This window comes from Anaerotruncus sp. 80, from assembly GCF_009936115.1.
GTDB classification, from domain to species: domain Bacteria; phylum Bacillota; class Clostridia; order Peptostreptococcales; family Anaerovoracaceae; genus Senimuribacter; species Senimuribacter intestinalis.
This window is the reverse complement of the sequence record NZ_QWES01000009.1, coordinates 45228-70278: the sequence shown is the minus strand read 5'-3', so window position 1 is coordinate 70278 and position 25051 is coordinate 45228. Positions and strand designations below refer to the sequence as shown.

28 protein-coding genes are annotated in these 25051 nt (G+C 42.6%); 1 reads left to right on the top strand and 27 read right to left on the bottom strand.

The annotated features are described in order from the left end of the window. Nucleotides 1-54 precede the first annotated feature (54 nt). The 22 genes from D1155_RS05520 to D1155_RS05415 form a co-directional block, all read right to left on the bottom strand. Nucleotides 55-588, bottom strand: a complete 534-nt coding sequence (locus D1155_RS05520; RefSeq protein WP_160201388.1) for a hypothetical protein — start codon at nucleotides 586-588, stop codon at nucleotides 55-57. Between the two features lie 46 nt (nucleotides 589-634). Beyond that, nucleotides 635-1189, bottom strand: a complete 555-nt coding sequence (locus D1155_RS05515; protein ID WP_160201387.1) for a helix-turn-helix transcriptional regulator — start codon at nucleotides 1187-1189, stop codon at nucleotides 635-637. A gap of 402 nt (nucleotides 1190-1591) precedes the next feature. Next, entirely contained in the window at nucleotides 1592-1780 is a 189-nt protein-coding gene (locus D1155_RS05510) for a hypothetical protein (RefSeq protein WP_160201386.1), read from the bottom strand. A gap of 83 nt (nucleotides 1781-1863) precedes the next feature. Continuing rightward, the gene (gene mnmA / locus D1155_RS05505; protein WP_160201385.1) at nucleotides 1864-2943 is read right to left on the bottom strand and encodes a tRNA 2-thiouridine(34) synthase MnmA; all 1080 of its coding nucleotides are present in this window, start codon (nucleotides 2941-2943) and stop codon (nucleotides 1864-1866) included. After that, nucleotides 2921-3367, bottom strand: coding sequence for a Fe-S cluster assembly scaffold protein NifU (gene nifU / locus D1155_RS05500; RefSeq protein WP_160201384.1), 447 nt, complete (start codon nucleotides 3365-3367; stop codon nucleotides 2921-2923). The genes mnmA and nifU overlap by 23 nt, the downstream gene beginning before the upstream one ends. Before the next feature lie 4 nt (nucleotides 3368-3371). After that, entirely contained in the window at nucleotides 3372-4541 is a 1170-nt protein-coding gene (nifS, locus tag D1155_RS05495) for a cysteine desulfurase NifS (protein ID WP_160201383.1), read from the bottom strand. Nucleotides 4542-4615: 74 nt separating this feature from the next. Then, nucleotides 4616-5059, bottom strand: coding sequence for a hypothetical protein (locus tag D1155_RS05490; RefSeq protein WP_160201382.1), 444 nt, complete (start codon nucleotides 5057-5059; stop codon nucleotides 4616-4618). 147 nt (nucleotides 5060-5206) lie between these two features. After that, on the bottom strand, nucleotides 5207-5386 hold the full coding sequence (locus D1155_RS05485; protein ID WP_201759535.1) for a DUF896 domain-containing protein: 180 nt from the start codon (nucleotides 5384-5386) through the stop codon (nucleotides 5207-5209). Between the two features lie 59 nt (nucleotides 5387-5445). Continuing rightward, nucleotides 5446-6252, bottom strand: coding sequence for a sporulation transcription factor Spo0A (gene spo0A / locus D1155_RS05480; RefSeq protein ID WP_160201381.1), 807 nt, complete (start codon nucleotides 6250-6252; stop codon nucleotides 5446-5448). Between the two features lie 173 nt (nucleotides 6253-6425). Then, entirely contained in the window at nucleotides 6426-7454 is a 1029-nt protein-coding gene (gene spoIVB / locus D1155_RS05475; RefSeq protein WP_160201380.1) for a SpoIVB peptidase, read from the bottom strand. 4 nt (nucleotides 7455-7458) lie between these two features. After that, the gene (locus tag D1155_RS05470; protein ID WP_160201379.1) at nucleotides 7459-7968 is read right to left on the bottom strand and encodes a hypothetical protein; all 510 of its coding nucleotides are present in this window, start codon (nucleotides 7966-7968) and stop codon (nucleotides 7459-7461) included. Nucleotides 7969-8011: 43 nt separating this feature from the next. After that, nucleotides 8012-8704 carry a helix-hairpin-helix domain-containing protein gene (locus D1155_RS05465; RefSeq protein WP_160201378.1) on the bottom strand — a complete coding sequence of 231 codons (693 nt, stop codon included), beginning with the start codon at nucleotides 8702-8704 and terminating at the stop codon, nucleotides 8012-8014. Nucleotides 8705-8785: 81 nt separating this feature from the next. Next, nucleotides 8786-9445 (bottom strand): TIGR03936 family radical SAM-associated protein, encoded by a 660-nt coding sequence (locus tag D1155_RS05460; RefSeq protein ID WP_160201377.1) that lies wholly within the window; start codon nucleotides 9443-9445, stop codon nucleotides 8786-8788. Continuing rightward, a complete protein-coding gene (locus tag D1155_RS05455; RefSeq protein WP_160201376.1) occupies nucleotides 9438-11282 on the bottom strand; it encodes a TIGR03960 family B12-binding radical SAM protein in 1845 nt (614 codons plus the stop codon). The genes D1155_RS05460 and D1155_RS05455 overlap by 8 nt, the downstream gene beginning before the upstream one ends. A 19-nt stretch (nucleotides 11283-11301) precedes the next feature. Further along, nucleotides 11302-11820 (bottom strand): HD domain-containing protein, encoded by a 519-nt coding sequence (locus D1155_RS05450; protein ID WP_160201375.1) that lies wholly within the window; start codon nucleotides 11818-11820, stop codon nucleotides 11302-11304. A 30-nt stretch (nucleotides 11821-11850) separates the two neighbouring features. After that, nucleotides 11851-12357: a M23 family metallopeptidase gene (locus D1155_RS05445; protein ID WP_160201374.1), complete on the bottom strand. Its 507-nt coding sequence runs from the start codon at nucleotides 12355-12357 to the stop codon at nucleotides 11851-11853. Nucleotides 12358-12408: 51 nt separating this feature from the next. Further along, nucleotides 12409-13701 (bottom strand): GTPase ObgE, encoded by a 1293-nt coding sequence (gene obgE, locus D1155_RS05440; protein WP_160201373.1) that lies wholly within the window; start codon nucleotides 13699-13701, stop codon nucleotides 12409-12411. Between the two features lie 316 nt (nucleotides 13702-14017). Then, a complete protein-coding gene (gene rpmA, locus D1155_RS05435; protein ID WP_148491958.1) occupies nucleotides 14018-14278 on the bottom strand; it encodes a 50S ribosomal protein L27 in 261 nt (86 codons plus the stop codon). A gap of 40 nt (nucleotides 14279-14318) precedes the next feature. Next, a complete protein-coding gene (rplU, locus tag D1155_RS16085; RefSeq protein WP_160201372.1) occupies nucleotides 14319-14813 on the bottom strand; it encodes a 50S ribosomal protein L21 in 495 nt (164 codons plus the stop codon). Between the two features lie 173 nt (nucleotides 14814-14986). Further along, nucleotides 14987-15247 carry a hypothetical protein gene (locus D1155_RS05425; protein ID WP_307726236.1) on the bottom strand — a complete coding sequence of 87 codons (261 nt, stop codon included), beginning with the start codon at nucleotides 15245-15247 and terminating at the stop codon, nucleotides 14987-14989. A gap of 66 nt (nucleotides 15248-15313) precedes the next feature. Continuing rightward, nucleotides 15314-16327 (bottom strand): SPFH domain-containing protein, encoded by a 1014-nt coding sequence (locus tag D1155_RS05420; protein WP_160201371.1) that lies wholly within the window; start codon nucleotides 16325-16327, stop codon nucleotides 15314-15316. Nucleotides 16328-16498: 171 nt separating this feature from the next. Continuing rightward, entirely contained in the window at nucleotides 16499-17047 is a 549-nt protein-coding gene (locus tag D1155_RS05415; protein ID WP_160201370.1) for a nitroreductase family protein, read from the bottom strand. Between the two features lie 385 nt (nucleotides 17048-17432). On the opposite strand from D1155_RS05415, the gene D1155_RS05410 reads away from it, so the two are divergent. After that, nucleotides 17433-17861, top strand: coding sequence for a hypothetical protein (locus D1155_RS05410; protein ID WP_201759534.1), 429 nt, complete (start codon nucleotides 17433-17435; stop codon nucleotides 17859-17861). A gap of 77 nt (nucleotides 17862-17938) precedes the next feature. Here the strand turns inward: D1155_RS05410 and recA are convergent, their stop codons facing one another. The 5 genes from recA to D1155_RS05385 all read right to left on the bottom strand — a co-directional run bounded on the left by recA (nucleotide 17939) and on the right by D1155_RS05385 (nucleotide 24999). Further along, nucleotides 17939-19039 carry a recombinase RecA gene (recA, locus tag D1155_RS05405; RefSeq protein ID WP_160201369.1) on the bottom strand — a complete coding sequence of 367 codons (1101 nt, stop codon included), beginning with the start codon at nucleotides 19037-19039 and terminating at the stop codon, nucleotides 17939-17941. A 169-nt stretch (nucleotides 19040-19208) separates the two neighbouring features. Next, nucleotides 19209-20453, bottom strand: a complete 1245-nt coding sequence (locus tag D1155_RS05400; RefSeq protein WP_160201368.1) for a competence/damage-inducible protein A — start codon at nucleotides 20451-20453, stop codon at nucleotides 19209-19211. A 54-nt stretch (nucleotides 20454-20507) separates the two neighbouring features. Further along, a complete protein-coding gene (gene pgsA / locus D1155_RS05395; protein ID WP_160201367.1) occupies nucleotides 20508-21050 on the bottom strand; it encodes a CDP-diacylglycerol--glycerol-3-phosphate 3-phosphatidyltransferase in 543 nt (180 codons plus the stop codon). A 2-nt stretch (nucleotides 21051-21052) separates the two neighbouring features. Next, nucleotides 21053-22360, bottom strand: a complete 1308-nt coding sequence (gene rimO / locus D1155_RS05390) for a 30S ribosomal protein S12 methylthiotransferase RimO (protein ID WP_160201366.1) — start codon at nucleotides 22358-22360, stop codon at nucleotides 21053-21055. Continuing rightward, on the bottom strand, nucleotides 22357-24999 hold the full coding sequence (locus D1155_RS05385; RefSeq protein ID WP_160201365.1) for a DNA translocase FtsK: 2643 nt from the start codon (nucleotides 24997-24999) through the stop codon (nucleotides 22357-22359). The genes rimO and D1155_RS05385 overlap by 4 nt, the downstream gene beginning before the upstream one ends. Nucleotides 25000-25051: the final 52 nt, after the last annotated feature.

Here is a 25051-nt window from a genome sequence, read left to right as displayed (position 1 = left end):
AAAACACACGCAGTTTTCAAAGCTGCGTGTGTTTTTGCAATTATGTTTTACACGTTATTCAGAAAATGTAGTTCTTACTTCAATTTGAATTTTATATGGAACTACTGCTCCAATTGATTGTGCATATTTCCCGTAGCTATTTAATCCATTAATAGTAGCCGCTCTGAACCCTTTTACATTTGTCCACTTATCACAGTCAAAGTCATAAGTGTCCTTGAATTTGATTTTTAATGTCCATACACCTTTACTATTTTTCGTACCCGACGCCACATAGCTAACTTTATTAAAAGCTAAAGTTAAATCATGCGAACTATTTAAAGCTGTACTTCCGCTAGTCGTTCGAGCTGACAGTTTTTTACCTTTCACATAAGACTTGAATTCACTAATGATTTCTTTACAAGCGCTAGAGTTTTTAACTTGAGTAGAAATTGGGTCTGTCGATGTGATTGATACATCTACAGGATTATCCTGCAAAGAGTGTTCTAGGCATACACTCGCAGTAGTATAACCCAATAACGTTCTTGCATCTTCTGCTGCCATCGCTAGGCTAGCTCTTACTACAGCTTTTGTAATTGCTGCTTTTTGCATTTGTGTATCACTAATAATACCTTTTCATAAGACTGCTCGTTTTGAATCATAATGCAACAATTATTAAAATCAATGCATAGCATTCTATCGGAAATAAAGCCAGTATTCCCCCTAATATAAAATGCCATTTCCATTTGCAATCTCTTTTTTTGCGTTGTACACCAATACAGATGATTGCGATTCCGAGAAGTGATATAAGTAATGGTAAGCAAATAAAGAAGAATGTTCCCACACCATTTTCTAAATCTAATAAAAAAAGTGTCACCAGTAAAAAAGCTGTAATTGCTATACCAATTAGCATGTTTCGCATGTGAATCTCACTTTGGTAAACAGCCAAATCAATAGTATTAGAAACAACTTCGTCTAGTTTATGTGTGGAAGTTATTTTCTCCAGTTTTTCACCATACATCAGCTCACTCAAACTTATATCCAATGCAGATGCCAAAGGTTCTAACGTTTTAATGTCAGGAAATCCTGCGCCTCGTTCCCACTTAGATACTGCTTTATCTGTCACACAAATTTTCTTTGCTAGCATTACCTGTGTCCACCCTTTTGCTTTTCTTCTCTCTGCAATAAACCTTCCGAATCTCTTTTCATCCATTTAAACCTCCTTTCTCACATTCATGCTGTTTAATTTAAATATAGTACAATTTCTGCAAAATGCAATCGACGAATCGTAGAGTTATTGAAATCTGTTGAAATTTCATTGTTAAAGAGATTTTATCATTCTTTTCCGCATAAATCAATTACATAAAACTAAAAATGGAAGTAACCGCTACAAGCAAATTAACCTTGACTCGAAAAGTGATCCGAGCCTTCATATTAATTTAAATTAAAATAATTGTCATGATAGATATTTTGATAATAATAAATACTCTGAAATCATGCGAAAAGATAAGGCAAAAAAGAAAAAGTGACGCAAGAATCTCTCTTTCTCTTACGTCACTTTCTGTTTCTTTAGAAATTCCCACCTACTTATCTAGGGACTTCCTTTCTTTCATCGTTAAAATGTGTCTTTAATTGTGCTTGCCATGCGGCTGACGTCTGTTTTTACATCACCCATGTCTTCCACAGTGCGTCGCATGTCCCTGGAAATCTTATCCTTGTCAGACGGAGACATCCACTTGTATGCGCAAAATCCTGCAGCACCGGCAGCAGCAAGCATTGCTGCGTCTTTGACAAATTTGTTCATCTCTTCACACCCCTTTTCCTAGTTTTATAAACTTAGTATGGCATGGATGTAAAGTGAATATGTGTAGCAGATTCTGCTGTTATTTAATACGGCTCAATAAATCCGCCGCCAACGACCCGGTCGCCGTCATAAAAGACGATGGACTGCCCCGGTGTCGCAGCTCTCTGTGGCTGTTCAAAGACGGTCACGACTCTGCCGTCACACGTTTTATGTAAAACAGCGGGAGCAGGTTTTGCCGCATAGCGAATTTTAGCTGTAATGCCTTGTTTTTCCAAAAGCCTTTCAGGGATTTCCCCGCAGCCTGTTTCTGTAAAAAAGTTTTCAGCGGAGACAACTTCTGTATGAAACAAATCCGCATTGTCGCCCAAAACTACTTGATTCTTTTCTTTGTCAATTTTTGTAACAAATACCGGTTTGCCCAGGGCGATGCCAAGACCTTTTCGCTGTCCAACAGTATACCTATTGATTCCCTGATGTTCACCGAGAATCTTCCCTTCTGCATCCACAAAATGCCCTTTTGAGCAAGCAAAACCGCGCGCCTCCATAAAAGATACATAGTCTTCTTTTTCTTCGTCAATAAAGCAAATTTCCTGACTGTCAGCTGCTTGGGCATTAGGCATATCATTTTCTCTTGCCAACCTGCGAACGGTATCTTTATCCTTCATATCAGCGAGAGGCAAAATCAATCTCGACAGCACCTGCTGACCCAGCCTGTAAAGCATATAGGACTGGTCTTTTTTCTCACTGGAGCCTTTTTGAATATAGTAAATTCCTGACGTGTCGTCTTTAGTAACACCGACATAGTGACCAGTCGCAATATAGTAAGCGTTCTCCCTATCTGCAATTTCAAGAAGCTTTTTAAACTTGATTGCCGGATTGCAGACAACACAGGGATTCGGTGTTCTGCCACAGGCGTACTGACTGCAAAAATTATCTATGACTGATTTGGAGAATTCTTCAGATACATCCATAATATGAAGAGGAATTTCCATCTTTTCAGCCAGTTCTTCCGCCGCACGCTTTCCATCTGCATTATCTCCCATCACGTCAAAATAAAATCCAATCACCTCAAAGCCCTGATCCTTTAACAGCAAAGCGGCGGTCGTGCTGTCCACGCCGCCGGAAAGACCCAGTACAATTTTATTCTTCGATAATGTGGTCATGATCGTCCTCATCTGCATTCGGGTCAAAACCTTCTAAGCCCTTGTAGGTTTTACCGTTTTTCTCAGCATAGTCATAGATTGCTGACTTGATAGCATGATCCGCAAGAACAGAGCAATGTACCTTTACGGCAGGAAGACCGCCCAGTTCTTCGATAATCTGCTTATTGCTGATTTCAAGCGCCTCATCAATCGTTTTTCCGATTATCATGGAAGTTGCCATACTGGAAGAAGCGATAGCGCTGCCGCAACCAAACGTTTTGAATTTTGCGTCTGTGATTACATCGTTTTCTACTTTGATTTGAATCTGCATCATGTCGCCGCAGACAGGACTTCCGTAAGTGCCTGTTCCATCAGGATTTTCCAGTTCCCCTACGTTTCTCGGATTCATGAAATGATCCATGACTGTATCGTTATATAAGCCCATGTGATTACCAACCTTTCTCGCTGTTTACAGGAGACAGCGCTCTCAATTTTTCTACGATTTCGTTCAATGATTCTACTGTATAATCAATGTCTTCTTTTGTTGTAAAGTCTCCTACGGTAAAACGCACCGTACCGTGCACCATTTCTACCGGAACTCCCAGCGCAGTCAGCACGTGAGACGGCTCCAGTGACTTGGAGGAACATGCTGAGCCGGTGGAAACGGAAACTCCCTTATAGTCCAGCAGAAGTAAAATGGACTCCCCTTCAATGTACTTGAAAGTAATATTGGCATTACCCGGGTGTCTATGCTCCATAGTACCGTTGACAAAGGTATCAGGAATCTCCCTGGTAATTCTGTCTATGAGATAATCACGAAGCTGGCTGCAGTGCGCAATATGTTCTTCCATATTGATTTTTGCAAGCTCAGCCGCTTTTCCAAAGCCAACAATCCCTGCCAGATTTTCGGTTCCTGCACGTCTTCCCATTTCCTGAGCTCCGCCATGCATGTAATTGGAAATGCGCAGCCCTTTGCGAATGTAAAGCGCGCCAATTCCCTTCGGCCCATAAATCTTATGCGCAGATACGCTGAGCATATCCACGCCCAAATCCTTTACGTCGATTGGCACATTAGCAAGCGCCTGCACTGCGTCGGTATGGAACAAAATCCCATGCTTCTTTGCGATTGCCGCCAGTTCTTTAATCGGCTCGATGGTTCCCACTTCGTTGTTTACCATCATAATGCTGATTAAAATGGTCTGATCGGTAATAGCAGCCTCTAAGTTCTCTGGCTTTACTGTACCGTCAGGCTCTACCTCAAGGTATGTAACCTTATAGCCGTTCTTTTCTAAAAACTCGCAGGAATGGAGCATTGCGTGGTGCTCAATTCTGGTTGTAATAATGTGATTGCCTTTTTCTTTAAACTTATCCACTGTGCCAAATACTGCCCAGTTGTCAGCTTCACTGCCGCAGCCAGTAAAATATATCTCTTTTGAATCAGCTCCGATTAATGCAGCAACCTGGCTTCTTGCCTTATCCACAGCTTCCTTAGATGTGAGCCCCATAGTATAAAGGCTGGAAGGATTTCCAAACTGCTCTGTAAAATATGGTATCATCTCTTGCAATACTTCTTCTTTTACCGGAGTTGTTGCTGAATAGTCTAAATATACTTGTCTCATAAAAGCTACTCCTTTCACTTTTTCGATTCTACTAATATATTATACCAAAAAATTTACAGATTCAAACGGTAATTTTAAATTATTTGCATTCCGGAAAGGCGAATTTTTTTCTTTTCTTTTTCCCCTGTAAACAGGTATTTGTGAGACTCCTTTCGCTTTCCCTGCTGACCGTACATGGTATAATCAATTTTCACTGTACATTTTACCATATTATACCTTGTTGTGCGAGAAGAAATTACACTCACATCATATTCTGTCACCTGCTCCATATCGGTCAGCTCATAATCTTTCATCAGAGCCGTATCTGTCTTCAGCAGATGCCCTTTCTCCACTTTCTCAAGGGCCGTCTCTGTCCTGTCGTAATCCCAACTGCCGTCATAATACTTGTTCAAAATTTCAATCCTCGACTGAATCTGGCTTTCCATGATTTTGTCATCGCTTTGCGGCTTTATAATGACTCCCGCCGTGAGAAAAATCAAAAGTAGCGCACAGATTTGAAATACGTATACCTTTTTCATAAATACCCCCTGTTGTTTAAGCTAAAGCGAACTGAAGCTTGTACTATCTATAGAGATATCTTACAACAAAAAGAGAGCAAAATTTGTAAAATCCTGCTCTCATTCTTTGTTTTTCTGTATAAAATTACGTGCCTGCTGCCTTTGCCGCTATTTTTCGTCGACAAACTCGATATTATCGAGCTGGGAACGCAGGTTAGCCTTAAAGGCTTCGATGTACTGCTTGCGCAAAAGCTGCTGTTCTTCTTTCTCTGCTTCTGTCAATCCTGCCTCGGTCTTTGATTTCCTCGCAAGCTCGTTAATTCTCTGAATCTGTGCTTCTGTAATCATAAACTGTCTCCTCCGTTCCTTTATCATAACATTTATGAAGAGGGACTGCAAGGAGTTTTCTAGCCAACTTTCCGTTCTAGTCTCAGCTTGTCTGCAATGATTGCGATGAACTCTGAATTGGTTGGCTTGCCTTTGTCATTCTTGACGGTGTAACCAAATAAGGCATCGATGGTCTCAATTCTTCCACGGTTCCACGCTACTTCGATGGCATGTCTGATAGCTCGCTCTACTCTACTAGGCGTAGTATCATTCATTTTTGCAATGGTCGGATAAAGTTCTTTCGTCACAGCACTGAGTATGTCCATATCTTCCACAACGATGGTAATCGCATCTCTGAGATACTGATAGCCCTTGATGTGCGCAGGCACACCGATTTCATGAATCAGATTAGTAATTTCAATTTCTAAGTCGTTTTCTTTTAGTATATCTTTATAAATCGTCGATTTCTTTAGATTCTGTTGTCCTGCAAAGTTGCGTTTGAGCACTGTATCCTTATTCATAACCTGTCTGATGCGCTTTGAAAGAATATCCATGTTAATAGGTTTCACCAAATAGTATTCCGCACCGAGAGAAACAGCCCTTTGAATCATGATATCCTGTCCAATGGCTGATACCATAATGACTCTCGGATATTTTTTCAGTTCCACAGTATTCAGCGTTTCCAAAACACCGATTCCATCCAGATGCGGCATAATCAAATCTAAAATCAGCACATCTACTTCTTCCTTTTGAATCTGTTCAATGGCACCAAGACCGTCATGTGCAATAAAAATTACTTCCATATCCATCTGGCGTGCGAAGTAGTCTTGCATTGCTTCACAAAATTCCTTGTTATCATCTACTAATCCTAACTTAATTTTTCCCATAATGTAATCCTTCCCGGGCATATGCCTCGTTCTTTCTTCTTTTCCACAAAAAGACCTGCGCACTGTCTCTTTGGTGAGGTTGCCCTGCCTATAAAATTTTACAACATATTTTGCGTTTGTGTGCATCAATTTTACCGCAATTTGTAGGGATTTTATCGGATATTCGACAGGTCTCATGATTTTTCGGTCTGTTCCACCATCCATTCTACGAAAATGCCGTAACCCTTCTTAGGGTTATTTACGAAAACATGGGTAACCGCACCGATTATTCGGTTATTTTGTATAATTGGACTTCCGCTCATGCCCTGGACAATTCCTCCACAGGTTTCCAATAATTTTTTATCAGTCACCTCAAATTCAAGACCTTTACTATCTGCTTTATTCTGGTTTTTCACCTTCGTAATTTCAATTTCAAACTGCTCTACCTTCGTTTCATCAATGGTTGTAAGAATGTACGCCTTACCCTCTTCGATTTCTTCCTGATACGCCATCACCATGGGATGATCCAAGTCAAAATCCTGGGGATCATCACCTTTCCCATAGATACCGAACTCAGTGTTTTTCATAATTTCTCCAAGCGGATTTTGAAAATCATAGATTACACCGCCAATTTCCCCCGGCACACCTTTTTCTCCTGCCTTAATCTGACTGACCCTAGTGTGCAAAAGACTTCCCGTTCTGGTTTCCAGCAGCATACCAGTCTCGGCTTCATAAATTCCGTGACCCAGCGCTGCAAAGCTGCCTGTCTTTGGATCATAAAAGCTAAGTGTTCCAATGCCTGCAATTTTTTCTTTAATCCAAAGTCCCAGCTTGTATTCTCTGCTTGCCTTGTCATAATAGGGAGTTACCGAGAAGTCCATAGATTTATTATTTCTAATGACCGTCAGCTGCACAGCTTTTCCGCTTCCTGATACAACTCTGTTAACATCATCAGGTCCATCCACTTTCTGCCCGTTCACTGCAACAATCATGTCACCAACCTCGGGACCTATCTTTTTCTCAACACCTACAATGAGCGCCCCTTTTACATCCATCTGAATCCCCACAGACTGTCCACCAGGAATCAGCACCCGCTCGCTAACCACGCTATGCCCCCCTGTCAGTACAGAAAGCTGCTGAGGAAAAAGGACTCCAGTACAAAGAACAACAGCTGTTATACCGATAAACAACCAGATACACTTTTTCAATTTTTCATTTAACATACCATCAACTCTCATAATCCATCATTAATCGATTCAAATCATCTCTGTTTTCGACCTTAATTCCTTCCTTGAACCGGTTTTGATCCTGAGTCGATAAAGTTTCATATACAATAGTCGTATCCTCCAGTTCAATCAGGTGTCCCGTCTCATCAGAAAAAAAAATCTTTATAACATCTTTATCGTATTTAATCAAATAATATGACTGATAAAACTGACTTGGTGTATCTTTTTCATGATTCTGCGGTTCATCTTTGTCCTCGCCTGCTACATCATCATTGTCATCATTGTCATCATTGTTATCCTTCTCATCATCTAACGTCGGCGCTGAATCTCCCGGATCTGCCGCTTTAGCGACATCTTCACCTACTCTGCTTTCAAGGTTCGCTTTCAGCGCTTCTTCTTCACTTTCCTTTCCTGTCAGCGCTGCAATGAGCACCACCACAGCGAAAATCGCAACGATAAGCACAGCGCATGCATAAATCCATGTATGGTTTTTCTTTTTCTGGCTAAACATTTCATCACCTCTTAGCGGATATTATTGCCAGAGAAAGAAAAGCTTATACAGTAATTTTATCTTTCATCTTTTGAAATGTCTTATTTCCAATGCCGCTGACCATTTTTATGTCTTCAATTTGAGAAAATTTACCGTTTTCTTCCCGGTAAGCGATGATTTTCTCCGCCGTAGCAGGGCCAACACCCGGAATTTCCTGCAAAACACTGCTGTCTGCTAAGTTGATGTTGATTCGTCCCTGACTATCCTTTCCGAGGGCTGCTGGCTCTCCTGTGCCGCCTATATTTCCGCTACTCCCAAAAGCTGCAGTGCCGTTGTTATCCTCAAACGATGGAATAACGACCTTCTGTCCGTCAACTACCACCTCTGCCTGATTAATCTGCTCAGTAAAAGCCTCATCCGTCAAACCACCTGCAACTTTAATCACTTCAAAGAGTCGAGTCCCCTCGACTACTGCATAAACACCCGGATTTCTGACTTCACCACCGATATCTACATAAATCTTTGCGCTTTCTGCAGACTCTGCCTGATTTTCGCCTTTATCCATTTCACCGCCTGATGCGCCGTCCTCTTCTACTGTCAGTCCGTTATCTTCAGTGAATTGTTCGGAAAATTCGTCCTTTTCCCCATACTGTCCAAAAACTAAAACAGCAATGATTACAATCGCAATCATTGCCGTTATCTGAAATATTTTTTTGTGTTCCTTAAATATTCGCAAGTAAAGTTTTAGTTGTTCCATCTTGCTTCCCCTTTCCTATTTTCTTCTATCATACCCGAAGAAAAATGGAAAGTCAAGGAAATTATTCTATTTTATTCCAAATCATCCAAAGAAAATCTCTTTCCGTTCTACCTCGATCTCATAGCGAGGCACATCAAGCCTAGCAAATTCCACAAAGGAAGAGATGACCTGTTCCGGACTTAAATTGGATGTGCTACCGCAGTCAAGAATCATAGACAGCGCCAAATTTTCTCCATCTGCCAGCTCAATAGAGCGAATTTTGGGGCGGATATCCACCGTCACCATTTTCTTAGTTTTCTTCTGCCTTTTTTCAGCAAAGATTTTTTCCTGAGCTAAGTATGACACCAAAAGTTCTTCGTGCTTCGCTTTATCACAAGCTACGGGAAACTGAACCAGATATTCTGCTGCTTCTGTTGCCGCAGCCAAAGATTTTGCATTTGAGCGGTCGTAGTCGCAGGAAAGAATTTCCACACCCTCCGGCATGACCTTGCGCAGCATTTCAGCTATTTCCTGTGGTTCATAGTTCACCGTCGTCTCAAACTCCAAAAGTTCGCAGCGACTGGTATAGCCTAAAGAAAGGGGCTGTGCAAAGCCCATCTTCGGGTGGGGGTTAAACCCCTGAGAGTATGCCATAGCTATGCCGCACTTTTTAAATGCGCGTTTAAAAAGCCGCAGCATGTCCAAATGCGAAGTATACTTTATGTAGCCTTCTTTTGAAAACTGAATCACATATTTACGCATAAATACCTCCCCATTTGCACTCTACTCTGCTGTTAATACCACAGCCTGCGCAGCCGTATCTGCAGTCCTTCGTTGTGGTTTCCTTTTCAGCTTTTTCGGCCTCAGAAATCAGGAATTTCTTGGAAACTGCAGCGTCTACGATATCCCATGGCAATATTTCATCAAACTGACGGGCTCTCGTGGTATAAAAATCCATATCAATGCCGCTTTTTTCAACCGCACGGTTCCATTTTTCTAAACTGAAATGTTCAGACCAGCCATCCAGACGGCAGCCTTCGTTATGGGCAGCAAGGAGTAATTTTCCTAGCTTTCTATCGCCTCTGGCAAAAACCGCCTCAAAAGTGCTGACAGCGTCATCGTGATAGTTAAAAGTAACGCCCTTGATTTTCAGCTTTCCGCTCAGATAATTATGTTTGCGGGTAAATTCTTCCGTCGTATTCTGTGGTGCCCACTGGAACGGAGTATGCGCCTTTGGCACAAAGTTAGAAACGCTGACCGTTACTGTAAAACGACCGCCCTTACCTGAGTCGCGGTGAAGCTGTACGACCTTTCTGGCAATCTCTGCGATGCCGTCCAAATCTTCGTCAGTTTCCGTCGGCAGTCCAATCATAAAATACAGCTTGATGTGCTTCCAACCCAGCTCAATAGCCTGCTCCACAGCGCTGTAAATATCTTCTTCGGTAATACCTTTGTTGATGACGTCACGAAGTCTCTGCGTACCGGCTTCCGGCGCAAAGGTCAATCCCGACTTCTTATACCCTTGAATCTCCTCGAGCACCTGAAAAGAAAAGCTATCCAGTCTCAGAGAAGGCAGAGACAGTGAAACGTTCTGTTCCTTACATTTTCTCATCAGTTCGATGGCAAGAGGTTCAAAAGCCGAATAATCACTGGTAGACAAAGATAAAAGAGAAAGCTCCTCATGTCCGCTGTTTGCTAGCTGTTTCATAGCAAGGTCCATAATCTTGTCTTTGGAACGCTCACGCACTGGTCTGTAAATCATGCCTGCCTGACAAAATCTGCAGCCGCGGGTACAGCCCCGAAAGGTTTCTACTACACTTCTGTCATGCACCGTTTCCATCAGCGGCACCATCGGATTCGTTGGAAAATCAACATCTTCAATATCAGGTAAAATACAGCGCTGCACCTTGTCCGGTGCGCCCTCAAAGTTTTTCTCGTAGGAGTTCACCGTGCCGTCTTCGTTGTAGATTGCTTTGTAAAAAGACGGAATATAAACGCCTGTATCTCCTGCAATTTCCTTTAAAAACGATGTTTTGTCCATGCCCGATTCTTTTGCTCTGCCATACTTTTTCAAAAGTAGCGGCAAACTTTTTTCACCGTCACCAATTAAGAAAATATCTACAAAATCAGCCAGCGGTTCCGGGTTATACGCGCAAGGGCCGCCTGCAATAATAAGCGGATCTTCCTCGGTGCGCTCCGCTGCTAAAAGCGGAATATTACCAAGCTCCAGCATGTTAAGAATGGTTGTAAAGGACATCTCATACTGCAAAGTGAAGCCCAGAAAATCCATCTCTCTTACTGGCGTCTTGTTCTCCAGCGTAAAGAGAGGCACGTCCATCTCCCGCATGAGCGCTTCCATGTCCGGTGCTGGCGCAAAAACTCGCTCGCACGCCAGTTCATCGTCTTTATTTATAATATTGTAAAGAATCGATAGTCCCATATAGGACATGCCGATTTCATATAAATCCGGAAATGCAAAGGCAAGGCGCGCCTTTACGCTGTCCGGCTTCTTTCGAATCATATTAATTTCGTTGCCGATATATCTGGCAGGCTTTTCCACCTGTTTCAGCAGATGGTTCAAAGTTTCAGTCAAGTTCATTTTCTGCGGTTCCTTTCACTTACTCAAACAGGCTGTCGATGGTCTGTCCAATCAAAGCCTCGATTTGTTTCATCAGCTGTCTGGTCTGTTCTTTTTTCTTTAAAATTCTGTCGTGCACTGCCGGTTCGTCCGGCGCTTTATGCAGGATATAGTCGATTCGCTCATCAAGACCCACATACTGATCTTCTTTGACAAGACGGTCGCCAAGGCAGACTAAGTCCGTTTCGTCAATTTCTTTAAAGTCGTGAAAATCGTAAGTCATATGGACGCGAACGATATTTGCCTCTGCATGATAGCCAAGGCCATCCAAAATATCTGCGCCAATTTCCCAATGCTTATCGCTGGTTCTTGCCACGTCGTGGGCAAGTCCAGCCCCTTCTATTAAATCTAAATCAAGCTGGGCGCCGTGAAGATTCATCTGTTTTCCGATTTCTCGCGCCACCCTGCTGACAGCCTTACAATGTCTGATTACATGGGGAGGCGTTTTATATTTCGCATACAGCGCCTCACATTCTTTCTCTGTAATTCGTTTTGTCATAATTATACCAGCCTTTCAGCTATTAGTATATCACAGATTTTCCGAGAGTTCATAATAAAATTCTTTTTCATTTTGCGTATTATAGCTTCCAATAATTTCCCCTCTCTGAACGCGCTCTGATTCTACCACGCTGATTTCTTCTAAATTGCCGTAAATAGAGGTTCCGTCCTCGTGACGAATTTCCACGTAAAGCCCTTTCTCTTTATCCTTTCCTGAAGCGGTCACAACGCCGCCTGCTACTGCATGAACCTGCTTTATCTGCTCGTCAGATTTTTCGTCAATGGGCACGCCGTATTTAGACGTCTCGTTAATCTTCGCAACGGCTGAAACCACTTTGTCTGGTGCACCAGAAAGTGCTGTAGATACCGATACCGCAGCGCTTTTGACATCTTCCATGGACATCTGATACATCACCATAGCTTTTGCTTTTTCATAATACTTAGCAAACGTCTCGTTCTTTATTTCTCCGCCATAGGAAGCTGCCGTCAAAATCAAAAGACAAGCTGTCACCTGGCAGTAGAGTTTCTTCTTGTTCATAAAATCACCTCTATATAAAGTATTATATAGAGGTGAAGAATATAACTCGTTTTAGTATTCGTCCCAATACTCAAACTCATAGTCGAAGAGCCGAATGGTATCTCCTTCGCTTAGTCCCATTTCCAAAAGCTTTTCAATGGCACCATTCTTTTCAATATATTTATAGAGATATCGAAGAGAACCCATATCATTAAAGTTCGTGGAATCAAAAATTTTCTGAAGCTGTTTTCCGGTAAGCACGTAAACATTACCCTCTTTCGAAGCATAAATTTCTTTGAAGTTCGGGTCTTTATCATCGGTTTCAAAGTCAAAATATTCGTATTCGTCCTCGTCCTGCGAATTAAGTGCCGCCTTTTTCAGTTCTTCCAGGGCTGCCGACATGAGTTCATGAACACCCACGTTAATCGGCGCACAAATTGGGAATACCCTGTATCCCTTTTCCTCCACATACTCTTTAAACTCAATGTATGCAGGATCGTCTTCGCTGGTCATATCCATCTTATTTGCTGCTACCAGCATTGGCTTGTTCGCCACCTTTTCGCTGTACTTAAGCAGCTCGTTGTTGATTTTATCAAAGTCCTCGATAGGATTTCTTCCTTCGCTGCCAGACGCGTCTACCACATGAATCAAAACCTTGGTTCTTTCAATGTGTTTTAGGAATTTCAGCCCCAAACCCAGTCCCTGATGTGCACCTTCAATAATGCCGGCAATATCCGCCATAACAAAGCTGGTGTCAAAGATTTCTACTACACCCAGGTTCGGTGCAATGGTGGTAAAATGATAGTTTTCAATCTTCGGCTGTGCACTGGTTGCCGTCGCCAGAAGACTTGATTTTCCAACATTTGGAAAACCTACAAGTCCCACATCAGCAATCATCTTCATTTCAAGAATAACGCTTCTTTCCTTAGCAAAGCCGCCCGCTTCCGCAAAATTCGGCGCCTGACGTACTGAATTCTTGAAATGGGTGTTTCCTTTTCCGCCTTTTCCGCCTTTTGCCGCTACAAAATTTTCGCCGTCTTCCACCAAATCCTTCATCACAAGACCGGTTTCCTCGTCAATAATCACAGTACCCATTGGCACTTTAATAATCAGGTTTTCCCCGTTTTTTCCGTACCGCTTTTTCTTCATACCGTCCTGACCATTTTCTGCCTCGTATTTTCTCTTGTAGCGAAAATCCATTAGCGTTCTTAAGTTTCTATCCGCCTGAAAGATTACATCGCCGCCCTTGCCGCCGTCTCCACCGTCAGGACCGCCTTCCGGTACAAAGGGCTCTCTACGAAAGGATACGCATCCGTTGCCACCTTTCCCTGATTTTATGAATATTTTGGCTCTATCTACAAACATGTCAAAGCCTCCTTTACTGTTTTCTCTTTCGTTCAAAATTCGTCTGCTTAGTGTATCATATATTGCTAAATTGGACAAATTTCTGAGAATCTGTCAATTCTGTCACAGTTTTATTAGAAAAACGTTGACAAAATTGACAAAAAATAAATCTTTGTCCACTTTAGCAATATCCCCTGTTTCTTAGTTTTTGATGTAAGAAAGAATATAGGAGTAGTGTAGGAATACTGTATGAATGACATACTTTTTCTCTTCCTAACTACTCCTATCCGTTCTTAAAATCGTTGAAATTCCACGATTCTTAAATCTTACTTAAAAATTAAGCTTCTTTTGGATAAACACTAACCTGTTTTCTAGTCTTGTCTTTTCTTTCGAACTTAACAGTACCTTCAATCTTAGCAAACAATGTATCATCTCCGCCGATGCCTACATTATTACCAGGATGGAATTTAGTACCTCTCTGTCTAACCAAAATGCTGCCAGCGCTAACGAACTGACCGTCACCTCTCTTAACGCCTAAACGTTTCGACTCGGAATCACGACCGTTCTTAGAGCTACCTACTCCTTTTTTACTTGCCATAGTCCAGACACCTCCTTGCTATTTGTGGCTAAAATGGAAATTACTTCGCTGCTTCAATGGTTTCGATGATAACGGCTTTTGTTGCCTTTTCATCGACTTCAATACCATGTTCTTTTGCGTAAGCAATTAATTCATCTTTCTTCATAGAAGCGGAAATCTTCTTTTCCTTAGCTTCTTCTTTTGCTTCTGCCTTTGGTGCTGCAGGAGCTGCCTTCGGAGCGCTCTTGCCTCCTAAGGATTCAATCTTAACCATAGTGTATGGCTGTCTGTGACCCTGTTTCTTTCTGTAGTCTTTCTTGGACTTGTATTTGTAGATGATGACTTTCTTAGCTTTGCCATTTTCTACTACTTCTCCAGAAACAACTGCACCTTCTACATACGGTGCACCTACCTTCAGGTCTCCTTCTTCAGCTAAAACCAGTACTTTGTCAAATGCGATTTTCTCGCCAGCTTCTACATTCAGCTTCTCGATGGTTACTACATCGCCTTCCTGAACTCTGTACTGCTTTCCGCCTGTTTCAATTACTGCGTACATTGTGTTCTTACCTCCTCTATCCAGTCTCGCCTTATCGGGTAGCGCTAGATGCGCTTTGCATGAAAAATAAACCCTTTCCGAGCGGTCTAACTCAATTATCATAGCATATCCCAAAGGGATTGTCAAATGTTATTTGCCGGAAAACTTTTAAACTCTTGCCCGCTTTTATCCTCTTATTTGTGTTTCCTATCCTGCACACTTTTTGACAAAATAAACTCAATCTGCCCATTGATAGAGCGAAAATCCTCTTCCGCCCACCTTGCGATTTCTTCCCAAAGAGACGGCGCAATTCGCAAAATAACCTGTTTCTTGGCTTTTTCAGCCTGCTTCACAGCCTTTTCTTTTGCCTTAATTTCCTGTTCCATCTGCTGAAGCTTAGACAGACGTGCTTCTAATTCTTTTTCCTTTTTTAAAATGTCTTTTTCGCTCGTCATTGCATCCGACCTTTCATCTCTCTAATCCTCTTGCTGTTTCAAATTCATTTCCCCTGCTATTTGAACTTAGTAGATACTGCCGCTGTTGACAATAGGCTGCGTATCCTTATCAGAGCACAGTACTACCATCAGATTGGATACCATGGCTGCCTTTCTCTCCTCATCTAAAAATACTACTTCTTCCTCACCTAATTTGTCAATAGCCATCTTTACCATGCTGACTGCACCGTCAACAATCTTCGCTCTTGCAGAAATCACAGCCTCAGCCTGCTGTCTTCTCAGCATTGCCGCCGCAATTTCTTCTGCATAGGAAAGATGTGTAATGCGAACTTCCTCGATTTCAAGTCCTGCAAAAGCCACCTTATTGTTCAGCTCCGCTTTCATGTTATCTGCGATTTCCTGAGAACTTCCTCTGAGCGTTTTCTCGTTAGCATGCTCATGATCTTCCGTATTTAAGCTGTCGTAAGGATACATTCTTGCAATATTTCTGATGGTAGAATCGGTCTGAATCGACAAAAATTCGGCATAATCTTCTACATTGAATACTGCATTGGTCGGATTTACAACTTTCCAAATTACCACTGCCCCAATGATAATCGGATTACCCATCACATCATTAACCTTCTGTACCCCGTTATTTAAGGTGTTATCTTTCAAAGAAACGGTTTTCTTTGCACTCACTTTAATAGAACCTAGCGAAAACTTTCCGTTCTTTGCCTGCGTTTCGGCTTCTGCTTTTGCTGCAGCAATCTCTTTCGTATAGGTCGGATTGGTATAAGTAGAAAACGGATTCACAAAATAGAAACCCTGCTTCAAAATCGTACCGTGATAATTACCAAACAAAGTCAACACCAGCGCCTCGTTAGGTCCAACTACTCTAAGACCCGCATATAAAAGCGGAAAAATAATTGTTCCCAGTCCTCCTGCGATAATCATTGCAATTCCAACTGCTCCAAGATTGATACAGCCAACTACAATCATTGCAATGGCTGCCAAAATGCCCAAAGTAATGAGTATCAGCATACCCATGCCGTTGATTGGCTTAATCTCTTTCTGTGTAAAATTCGTCTTTTTTTCCATAACGTTACTCCTCTTCTCCCTTTTGGGTTTTATGATATCAATTTGATATCATATTTATATCACATAAAATCATCCATGTCAATAGCACCCAGAAATTTTTTCCGCAAAACAAAACCACCGCACAGGGCTTTCCGTGCAGTGGTTGTCTGTTTCTATATTATAACTTTTCTATTACAGATAGCTGACAAGTTCGTCTGCCTCTTTTCTCTTTGGAGCAGCCGGTGCTTCCGCATCCAGCGGATATCCCATCGGAATTAATGCTGCAACAGTCTGTCCCTCCGGCAGATTAATTGCTTCCGCAACCTTTTCATCATCAAAGATACCTAAAATTACAGTACCGATTCCTTTATCATGGGCGGCCAGACAGAAAGTCTGCACTGCGATACCTGTGTCAAAATTCTGCCATCTGTCTTCCTTTCCGGTGGTATAAGAACCATCTTTCTCAAAGCCGGATCTCCCATTGATATAAGTCGCAACAACAAGCTGCGGCGTATTCTTGATAATCTTTGCATTGTAAGTAAAGCCTAATACGCATTCATCAGCGATTTTTTCCTTTACAGCCTCGTCCTCAACTACAATATATCTTGTAATCTGTGTATTTTTCCAAGACGGCGCAAAAGAAGCAGCTTCTACGATTTCTCTTACAACCTCGTGATCCACAACTTCTGGCTTAAACTTTCTGATACTTCTTCTTTCCTTTATACAAGTAATTGCTTCCATAGTTTCTCCTTACTCAAATTTCCTAAAGTCACTTTAGTATACCGATTTTTTATGAGAAAGTCAATATGAGAAAAGCCTGCTTAGAAAGGTTACGAATATTGGATTTTCGTACCTATGCCGCTTTTCTGCAAAAAAGGTATCAAAAATTAGGAGTCACTTTATACTAACCAAAAGGTTTTAAGCAAATACAACGAAATAGAATTGAAAGTCTTCGTTCTTTTTTCTTTTCTATGGTTCCATTTTCGTACAAACCTTTCATTATACAGAAGTAAATTCCTTATTTTTCATATAATGGATATAAATAATTTGCAGGTTTTCGTACCTTTTTCGCAAAAATCGCTTAAAAGTACTAATGGTGGTTTTCAAACTTTACCATGACAGCCATATGGCTGATTATGAATTGAACAGTGACCAGACACAAACTTTTGTATATGCGTGCCTTGCAGGCGTTGCACTTAATAATATTTTAAAGCAGTCCGGCATAAAATTTGGTATGAAATTAACAAATGGACTCATCAAAAAAATATCCGGTAGAGTTTTAACTAGAATAAACCAAAAAGTAGGATTTAGATTTATAACAAAATCAGGAACAAAAGGAATTTTTAATTTAACAAAAATGCTTCCAGGCGTTGGCGCTATTGTCGGCGGAGGTCTTGATTTTACAGAAACTAAAATTATAGCTAACCGCGCATATAAATGGTTCTTTGATAATGACTTTTCAGTTGACACTGATACCAACTATTTTGATAATGAAATAGATATTCAAGATATCGACTTTAATGCTCCAGTACATGATGATGAAAATGAATTATAAAAAACAGTATTCACAAAAAGCTGTGCGTCTTTCTCTTAAGGAAAAATGCCGCACAGCTTTCGCTTGCTGTAAATAAACTATTCGATTACCACACCGTCTTCATCAACCATCATGCCATCCATAGATACAGGTGCTGCTTCCCCTTGCTGTTCTTGCAGTGTTTCTAAAAGCTGATTCTGAACTTTGTCCAGCATGTCTGGATTCTCCTGCAGCCACTTCTTCACATTCTCACGCCCCTGTCCGATTCTATCACCGGCATAGCTGTACCAGGAGCCTGCCTTGTCAATGATTTTCAATTCTACTGCACTGTCCAGAACATCTCCGGCCTTAGAAATGCCTTCTCCATACATGATATCGAATTCTGCCTGTTTAAACGGCGGAGCAACCTTGTTCTTAACAATCTTGACCTTAGTTCTGTTTCCAAGCATCTGGTCGCCGCTTTTTATAGTTTCTACTCTTCTGACGTCAAAACGCATGGAAGAATAGAATTTAAGAGCGCGTCCGCCTGTGGTAACTTCCGGACTTCCATACATGACCCCGATTTTCTCACGGAGCTGGTTGATGAAAACCACACAAGTGTGAGAACGGTTTACATTACCTGCAATCTTTCTAAGTGCCTGAGACATCAGTCTGGCATGAAGACCCACGTGATTATCTCCCATGTCGCCTTCAATTTCGGCTTTAGGAACTAGCGCTGCAACGGAGTCGATTACGATAACATCCAGCGCACCACTGCGTGCTAGCATATCACAAATCTCTAGTGCCTGTTCTCCTGTATCCGGCTGAGATACTAAAAGCTCATCAATCTTAACGCCCAAATTCTTTGCATAGACAGGATCCAGCGCATGTTCTGCGTCAATAAATGCCGCCTTGCCGCCCTTCTTCTGTGCTTCTGCAACGATATGTAGCGTCAATGTTGTCTTACCGGAAGATTCTGGTCCGTAGATTTCTACGATTCTTCCCTTCGGCACACCGCCTACGCCGGTTGCCAAATCCAAACTGATGGATCCTGTCGAAATGGTCTCTATGTTCATCTTGGTATTATCGCCAAGCTTCATAATAGCGCCCTGACCGAATTGTTTCTGAATCTGATCCATTGCGTCCTGCAATGCCGCTTCTCTCTGTTCTTTCTCACTCTTCGGGTTCTTTGCATTTTTTTGTTCTTTTGCTGTAGCCATACTTTACCTCCAATAAAGAACGTTTGTTCTTAAATTATAATACCCTATTATTTGCTTTCGGTCAAGGCTTTTTTGCATAAAAATTTTTTACAAATTTTATTTGTTCCTTAAGTCTCTGTCCGTTCATACTCACTATAACATATTTTACATTATATGTCAACAATTGAATTTAATCCCAATTTCGGTCGATAGTCTTATTTATCATGTCAAACATGCTGAGCACAGCGTAATGCCGGTTCCATTTGCGGCTCACATTGCGCATTCTGACTTCTTTTACCTCTGTATGACCATCAAAAACGCAACCGATATAAATCAGCCCCACTGGTTTTTCAGGGGTTCCGCCACCTGGTCCTGCAATGCCGGTTACAGAGATACAGAGTCTGCTGCCAGTTTTTTTTGCAAGACCCTCAGCCATTTCTTTCGCTACCTGACTGCTTTCCGCCGTATACGCTGCTAACGTTTCTTCTTTCACGCCCAGCTCGTCCATCTTTGCGCCGTAGGTATAAGTCACAAGTCCCCGGTCAAAGACCTTTGAAATCCCGGGCGTATCAGTCAGCGCCCCGGAAAAAAGCCCTCCGGTACAGGATTCACAGGCTGAAACGGAAATATTTCGTTCAAGAAGTTTCTTTGCAACCACATCTGCCAATTCCTCATCGTCAACGCTGTAAATATACTCGCCCACCTTTTCAGAAACCTGTGCAATCATATTTTCCACGGCTTTTACGGCTTCCTCGCAGGTCGCACGCTTGGAAGCGATTCTCACGCTGCACTCGCCTTCCTTTGCGTAGGTGGCAAGGGTCGGATCCGTCTGAGCATCAATCAAGTCCAAAAGCTTGGTTTCCAACAGTGATTCGCCAATGCCGAACATGCGCAGGGTTCTGTAGTAAATCACGCCGGTCTGCAGCTTTTCCAGGTATGGACGCACTCTGTTTTCCCACATCCATGTCATCTCCCGCGGCGGTCCCGGCATACAGATAATCATTTTTTCATCCTCGCAAAGGGCTAGTCCTGGCGCACTGCCCACTTCGTTGCTGAACACCTCTGCCCTGCTAGGCATCATCGCCTGCTTATAATTATTAGGAGTCATCGGCTTTCCGTATGCCTTTGCTCTGGCAACCAGCCTCTCCATACTTGGCTCATGAAGCACCAGTTCATCGTGCAAAACCCTGCAGGCTGTCTCTTTTGTCAAATCATCTTCTGTCGGCCCAAGACCTCCCGTGGTGATTACCAGGTCACAATCGCGAAAAGCCATTTCAATCATCTCAGAAAGGCGTCCTGAATTATCACCCACCGTGTAATGATACATAACGTCAAAACCCAGCAGATTTAACTGCTGGGAAAGATATACAGTATTAGTGTTGGTAATCTGACCAAAGAGAATCTCCGTTCCGACACTTAAAATTGCAGTCCTCATCGCATGCTCCTCCACTTCCATGCAAAATCTTGATTATGCGTAACTCTCACTGGTTTACATAGAGAACACGCTTTTATTCTTCCAAATATATTCTATCCCGGAATATACCGTCATAATCAGGGAACCCCACAGGAATATTTCTCCTGCAAGCCCGCAGTACTCCTGAATCTGCGGCATACTCCCAAGAGCAGAAGTCAGAAGCAAAAGCGGCACTGCAATCATCTGCAGAACAGTTTTGATTTTACCACTCATGCCAGCAGCAATGACCGTTCCTTCAGACGCGGCTACTGTTCTCATACCTGCGATAGCAAATTCTCTCGCCAAAATGACAATCAGCATCCATCCCGGCACTGTCCCGTCCTCTACCATCAGGCAAAAGGCAGAATAAACAAGAATCTTATCTGCCAGCGGATCCATAATCTTCCCAAAATTAGTAACCAGTTGATACTTTCTCGCAATTTTACCATCTAACATGTCTGTAAAAGACGCTACAATGAACAGTACAAAGGCAACGAGATTATATCCCATCATGTATGCTGCAATGAAAAACGGCACAGCAACAATTCTGCCTACAGTCAACTTGTTCGGTAAATTCATTCTTAAACCTCCGTTCCAACTAAATCATAGTCGAATGCATCTTGAATCAAAACTTTTACCATATCGCCCGGAAGAAGGTTCCGCGAAGATGTAAAAATCACTGCGTTGTCGATTTCCGGCGCATCATAGCGGGTTCTGCCAATGAAGCTGCCTTCTTCCTCCATTTCTTCTACCAAAACTTCCAGCGTCTTTCCGACTTTTGCCTGATTGCTTTCCAGGGAAATCTCAATCTGCCTGCGCATGATTCCATCGAGGCGCTCTGCCTTGATTTCTTCATCAACCTGATTTTCCATCTCGCCTGCCGGCGTATTTTCTTCCTGCGAATAGGAAAAAACACCTAGTCTCTCAAACTTTTCTTTTTCAATAAACTCTACCAGAGTCTCATAATCTTCTTCGGTTTCGCCCGGAAATCCTACAATCAGCGTCGTTCTGATGTGAATATCCGGAATTGCTGTGCGAAGTCTTTTTAGAGTGTCTGTGATAGAGGCCGCTGTCGATCGTCTGTTCATGGCGCGTAAAACACTGTCGCTTCCATGCTGAATAGGAATATCCAAATAATTGCAGATTTTTTCTTCCTCCGCCATTACCTTAATCAACTCGTCTGTAATTCTGTCCTCATAGCAGTACATGAGGCGAATCCACTTAATTCCATCAATTTTGCAAAGCTTTTTCAACAGTTTAGCAAGACGAAGCTCCCCGTAGAGGTCCTTGCCATAATAGGTCACATCCTGCGCAATGAGAATCAGTTCTTTGCAGCCAGCCGCAGCCAGCTGCTCTGCTTCGTTTAGAATGTCCTCTTCTCTCTTACTTCTATATTTGCCGCGAATTTTCGGGATAATACAATAAGCGCAAATATTATTGCACCCTTCTGCGATTTTTATGGTCGCAGTATAAGGATTCTCCGAAAGCTTTCGCGCCTGAGATTCCAGTACGTCGGAAACGCAGTTGCTGCAAACAACAGCCCGTGTAGAAAGAGACGAGAAAAGTTCTGGCAATTTTTCGTATTCGTTGACACCGACGAACAAATCTACCTCCGGCATTTCCTTGTAAAGATCGTCTGCATAGCGCTGTGACAGACAGCCGGAAACCACCAGTTTTTTGCCGTCAGCCTTGTACTCCGCCATCTCCAAAATCTTTTCGATAGACTCAGTCTTAGCATCATTAATAAATCCACAAGTATTCACCATGATGATATCTGCGTCTTCCGGTTCGTTTACAATAATATGATTCTCGTTTTCCAATATGCCTGCTGCCACCTGCGAATCATTGAAATTCTTAGGGCAGCCCAGGGTTTCTATATAAATTCTCATTCAGTCTCCACTTCGTTTTTCATTTCGTTTAGTTCGTCTTCAGACAGCAGCACCTGCCTCGGTCGGCTTCCGTCCTGCGGTCCTACAATCCCTCTTGCTTCCATCATATCTACAATTCTGGCAGCGCGATTATAGCCGATTCTGAACCGTCTCTGCAACATGGATACAGAAGCTTGTCCTGCCGATACGACACATTCGATTGCTTCCTGTAAAAGCTCGTCGCTCGTCTCGTCCTTTCCACCTGCCTGCGGCAAATTTCCCTTTTCGATGGTGTTCATTACCTCACCAGCATATTCAACGTCTTCAACTTGTCCTTTTACGTGCTGAATGACGTCATGCACCTCGCTGTCAGACACAAAAGTGCCCTGGACTCTAACCGGTTTCCCCATGCCCAGCGGATTAAAGAGCATATCACCCTTTCCAACCAGCTTTTCGGCGCCAGCCATATCCAGTATGGTTCTTGAGTCAAACTGGGAGGATACTGCAAAAGCAATTCTGGAGGGAATGTTCGCCTTGATAACACCGGTAATAATGTCCACAGACGGTCTTTGGGTAGCTACAATCAGGTGCATGCCCGCAGCTCTTGCCATCTGAGCCAGACGGCAGATGGACTCTTCCACCTGAGACGGTGCAGCCATCATCAAATCGGCAAGCTCGTCGATAATGATGACAATCTGCGGCATTACCTGCTCTTCCTCACCGTTCATCCGCATGGTTTCGTTATAGCTTTCTAAATCGCGAACCTGACTTTCCGCAAACTTCTTATACCTATCTGTCATCTCAGCAACAGCCCAGTTCAGCGCTGCAGCAGCCTTTGCGGGCTCTGTCACCACCGGAATCAAAAGGTGCGGAATGCCATTGTAGTTGCCTAGTTCTACCACCTTCGGGTCAATTAAGACCAGCTTCACCTCGTCAGGGTCAGCCTTGTATAAAATACTAGTGATAATGCTGTTGATACATACACTCTTACCAGAACCTGTCGAACCTGCAATCAAAAGATGCGGCATACCCTTCAGGTCTGCCACAATGGCTTTTCCTGCAATGTCCTTTCCCACTGCAAAGGTGATTTTAGATTTTGCTTCTTTAAACTCCTTGGAGTCAATAATCTCACGCAAAGTGACCATATTGATTTTGTCGTTTTCCACTTCTATTCCCACTGCGGCTTTTCCCGGAATCGGCGCTTCAATACGAATGCTCTTAGCCTCCAGGTTCAGCGCAATGTCGTCAGCAAGTCTTACGATACTGTTAACCTTTACACCTACGTTTGGCTGAATTTCATATCGGGTTACTGCAGGTCCCTGAGTCACCTGAATAACCCTTGCATCAACATGAAAGTTCTTCAGTGTTTCCTCCAGCTTTGCCGCTTTCATCTTCAAATCAATATTGATATTGCCTTTGTTTTGAATCTTCGGCTTATTCAGCAAATCGGAAGACGGTTTTTTGTACTTGCCCTTAGGCTTTTGTACCGCAGACATCTCCGACGGATCCAGTGTAATGGAACTTGCTTCCTTCTTAGTCAGCTTTGCAGGCTCCTCCATGACAGTAATGCCACTGACATCATCTAGGGCACTTTTCTTCGGAGCATCGTTGATATCGCTAAGACCATAGGATTTCTTTCCGTCTTTGACTCTGACAAAGCTATTTTCGGAAGTTCCCGTTTCAGGTTCTTCCTTCGGAAAAACGTTGCCGTCAAGACCGTATCCGCTATAGGATACTTCCCCAGTCAGTCCATATCCAGAAGGCGTATTGCTGCTTTCCAGACCGTAACTAATCTGGGTTTCCTTCAATACTGCCGGTTCTTCCTTCTTAGGCAATTCCTCTTTTTCGTCCCTGCCAAACAAATTATTGTCTGTCATATATTTTAGTACATTGTTTTTCTTACTTTTTTTCTCTTTCTTTTCCGGATTTTTACCCAGTAATCCAGCGTCGTCAAAAGGCGTAATAATATTGATATCACGTCCATTCTCCGCAAAGAGATCTGTCTGCTCTGCGGCTTGCTCCTTCTCCTTTTCCTTCAAAAGCTTTCGTTCTTCTGCTTTATCAGAAATCTTTTCAATTCCTCTGGACACCGGGGTATTGGCAACAAGGAGAATTCCAATAATAATGACAACGATAGAAAATATGAAGAGTCCAACCTTACCGACAAGTTTTGTCAGAAAGGTTCCCAAAACCATGCCAAAAAAGCCGCCGCCTTTGAGACTGACGCCGTCCTCATAAAACTTCCCTAAATCATAAGCCAAAATCTCACTATCAATAAATCTACCACTGTTAAGAATGCACAGCATGAGAAGCATGACAAATATCAGGGCAAATGACTTCCCTGATATATGGGTCAGCTTATTGACAATGAGCATAATTCCCAGCGCCACCAGATACCACGGCACGATAAATCCCACAAGACCAAAAATTCCCTTTAATGCGTCTCCTATGGAATTGCCCAGATTTCCTGCCGCATGAAACTGTTCCGCCGCAAAGAGAAAAACACCAATCGCAATAAAGATTACGCCCCAAATCACGTCGATAACACGCTGGTCAGCCTTTCTCTTCTCCTGCATTTGTCTTATTTCAGCCTTGGCTTTGCTCTTTGCCGGACTTTCAGATTTTTTCTTTGTTGTTTTCTTTTTTTTAGCCTGCGCCACGTTTCTTCCCCCATGCGTTTTGTCTAATTTGTCAATGTGAGCCGCAAATTCG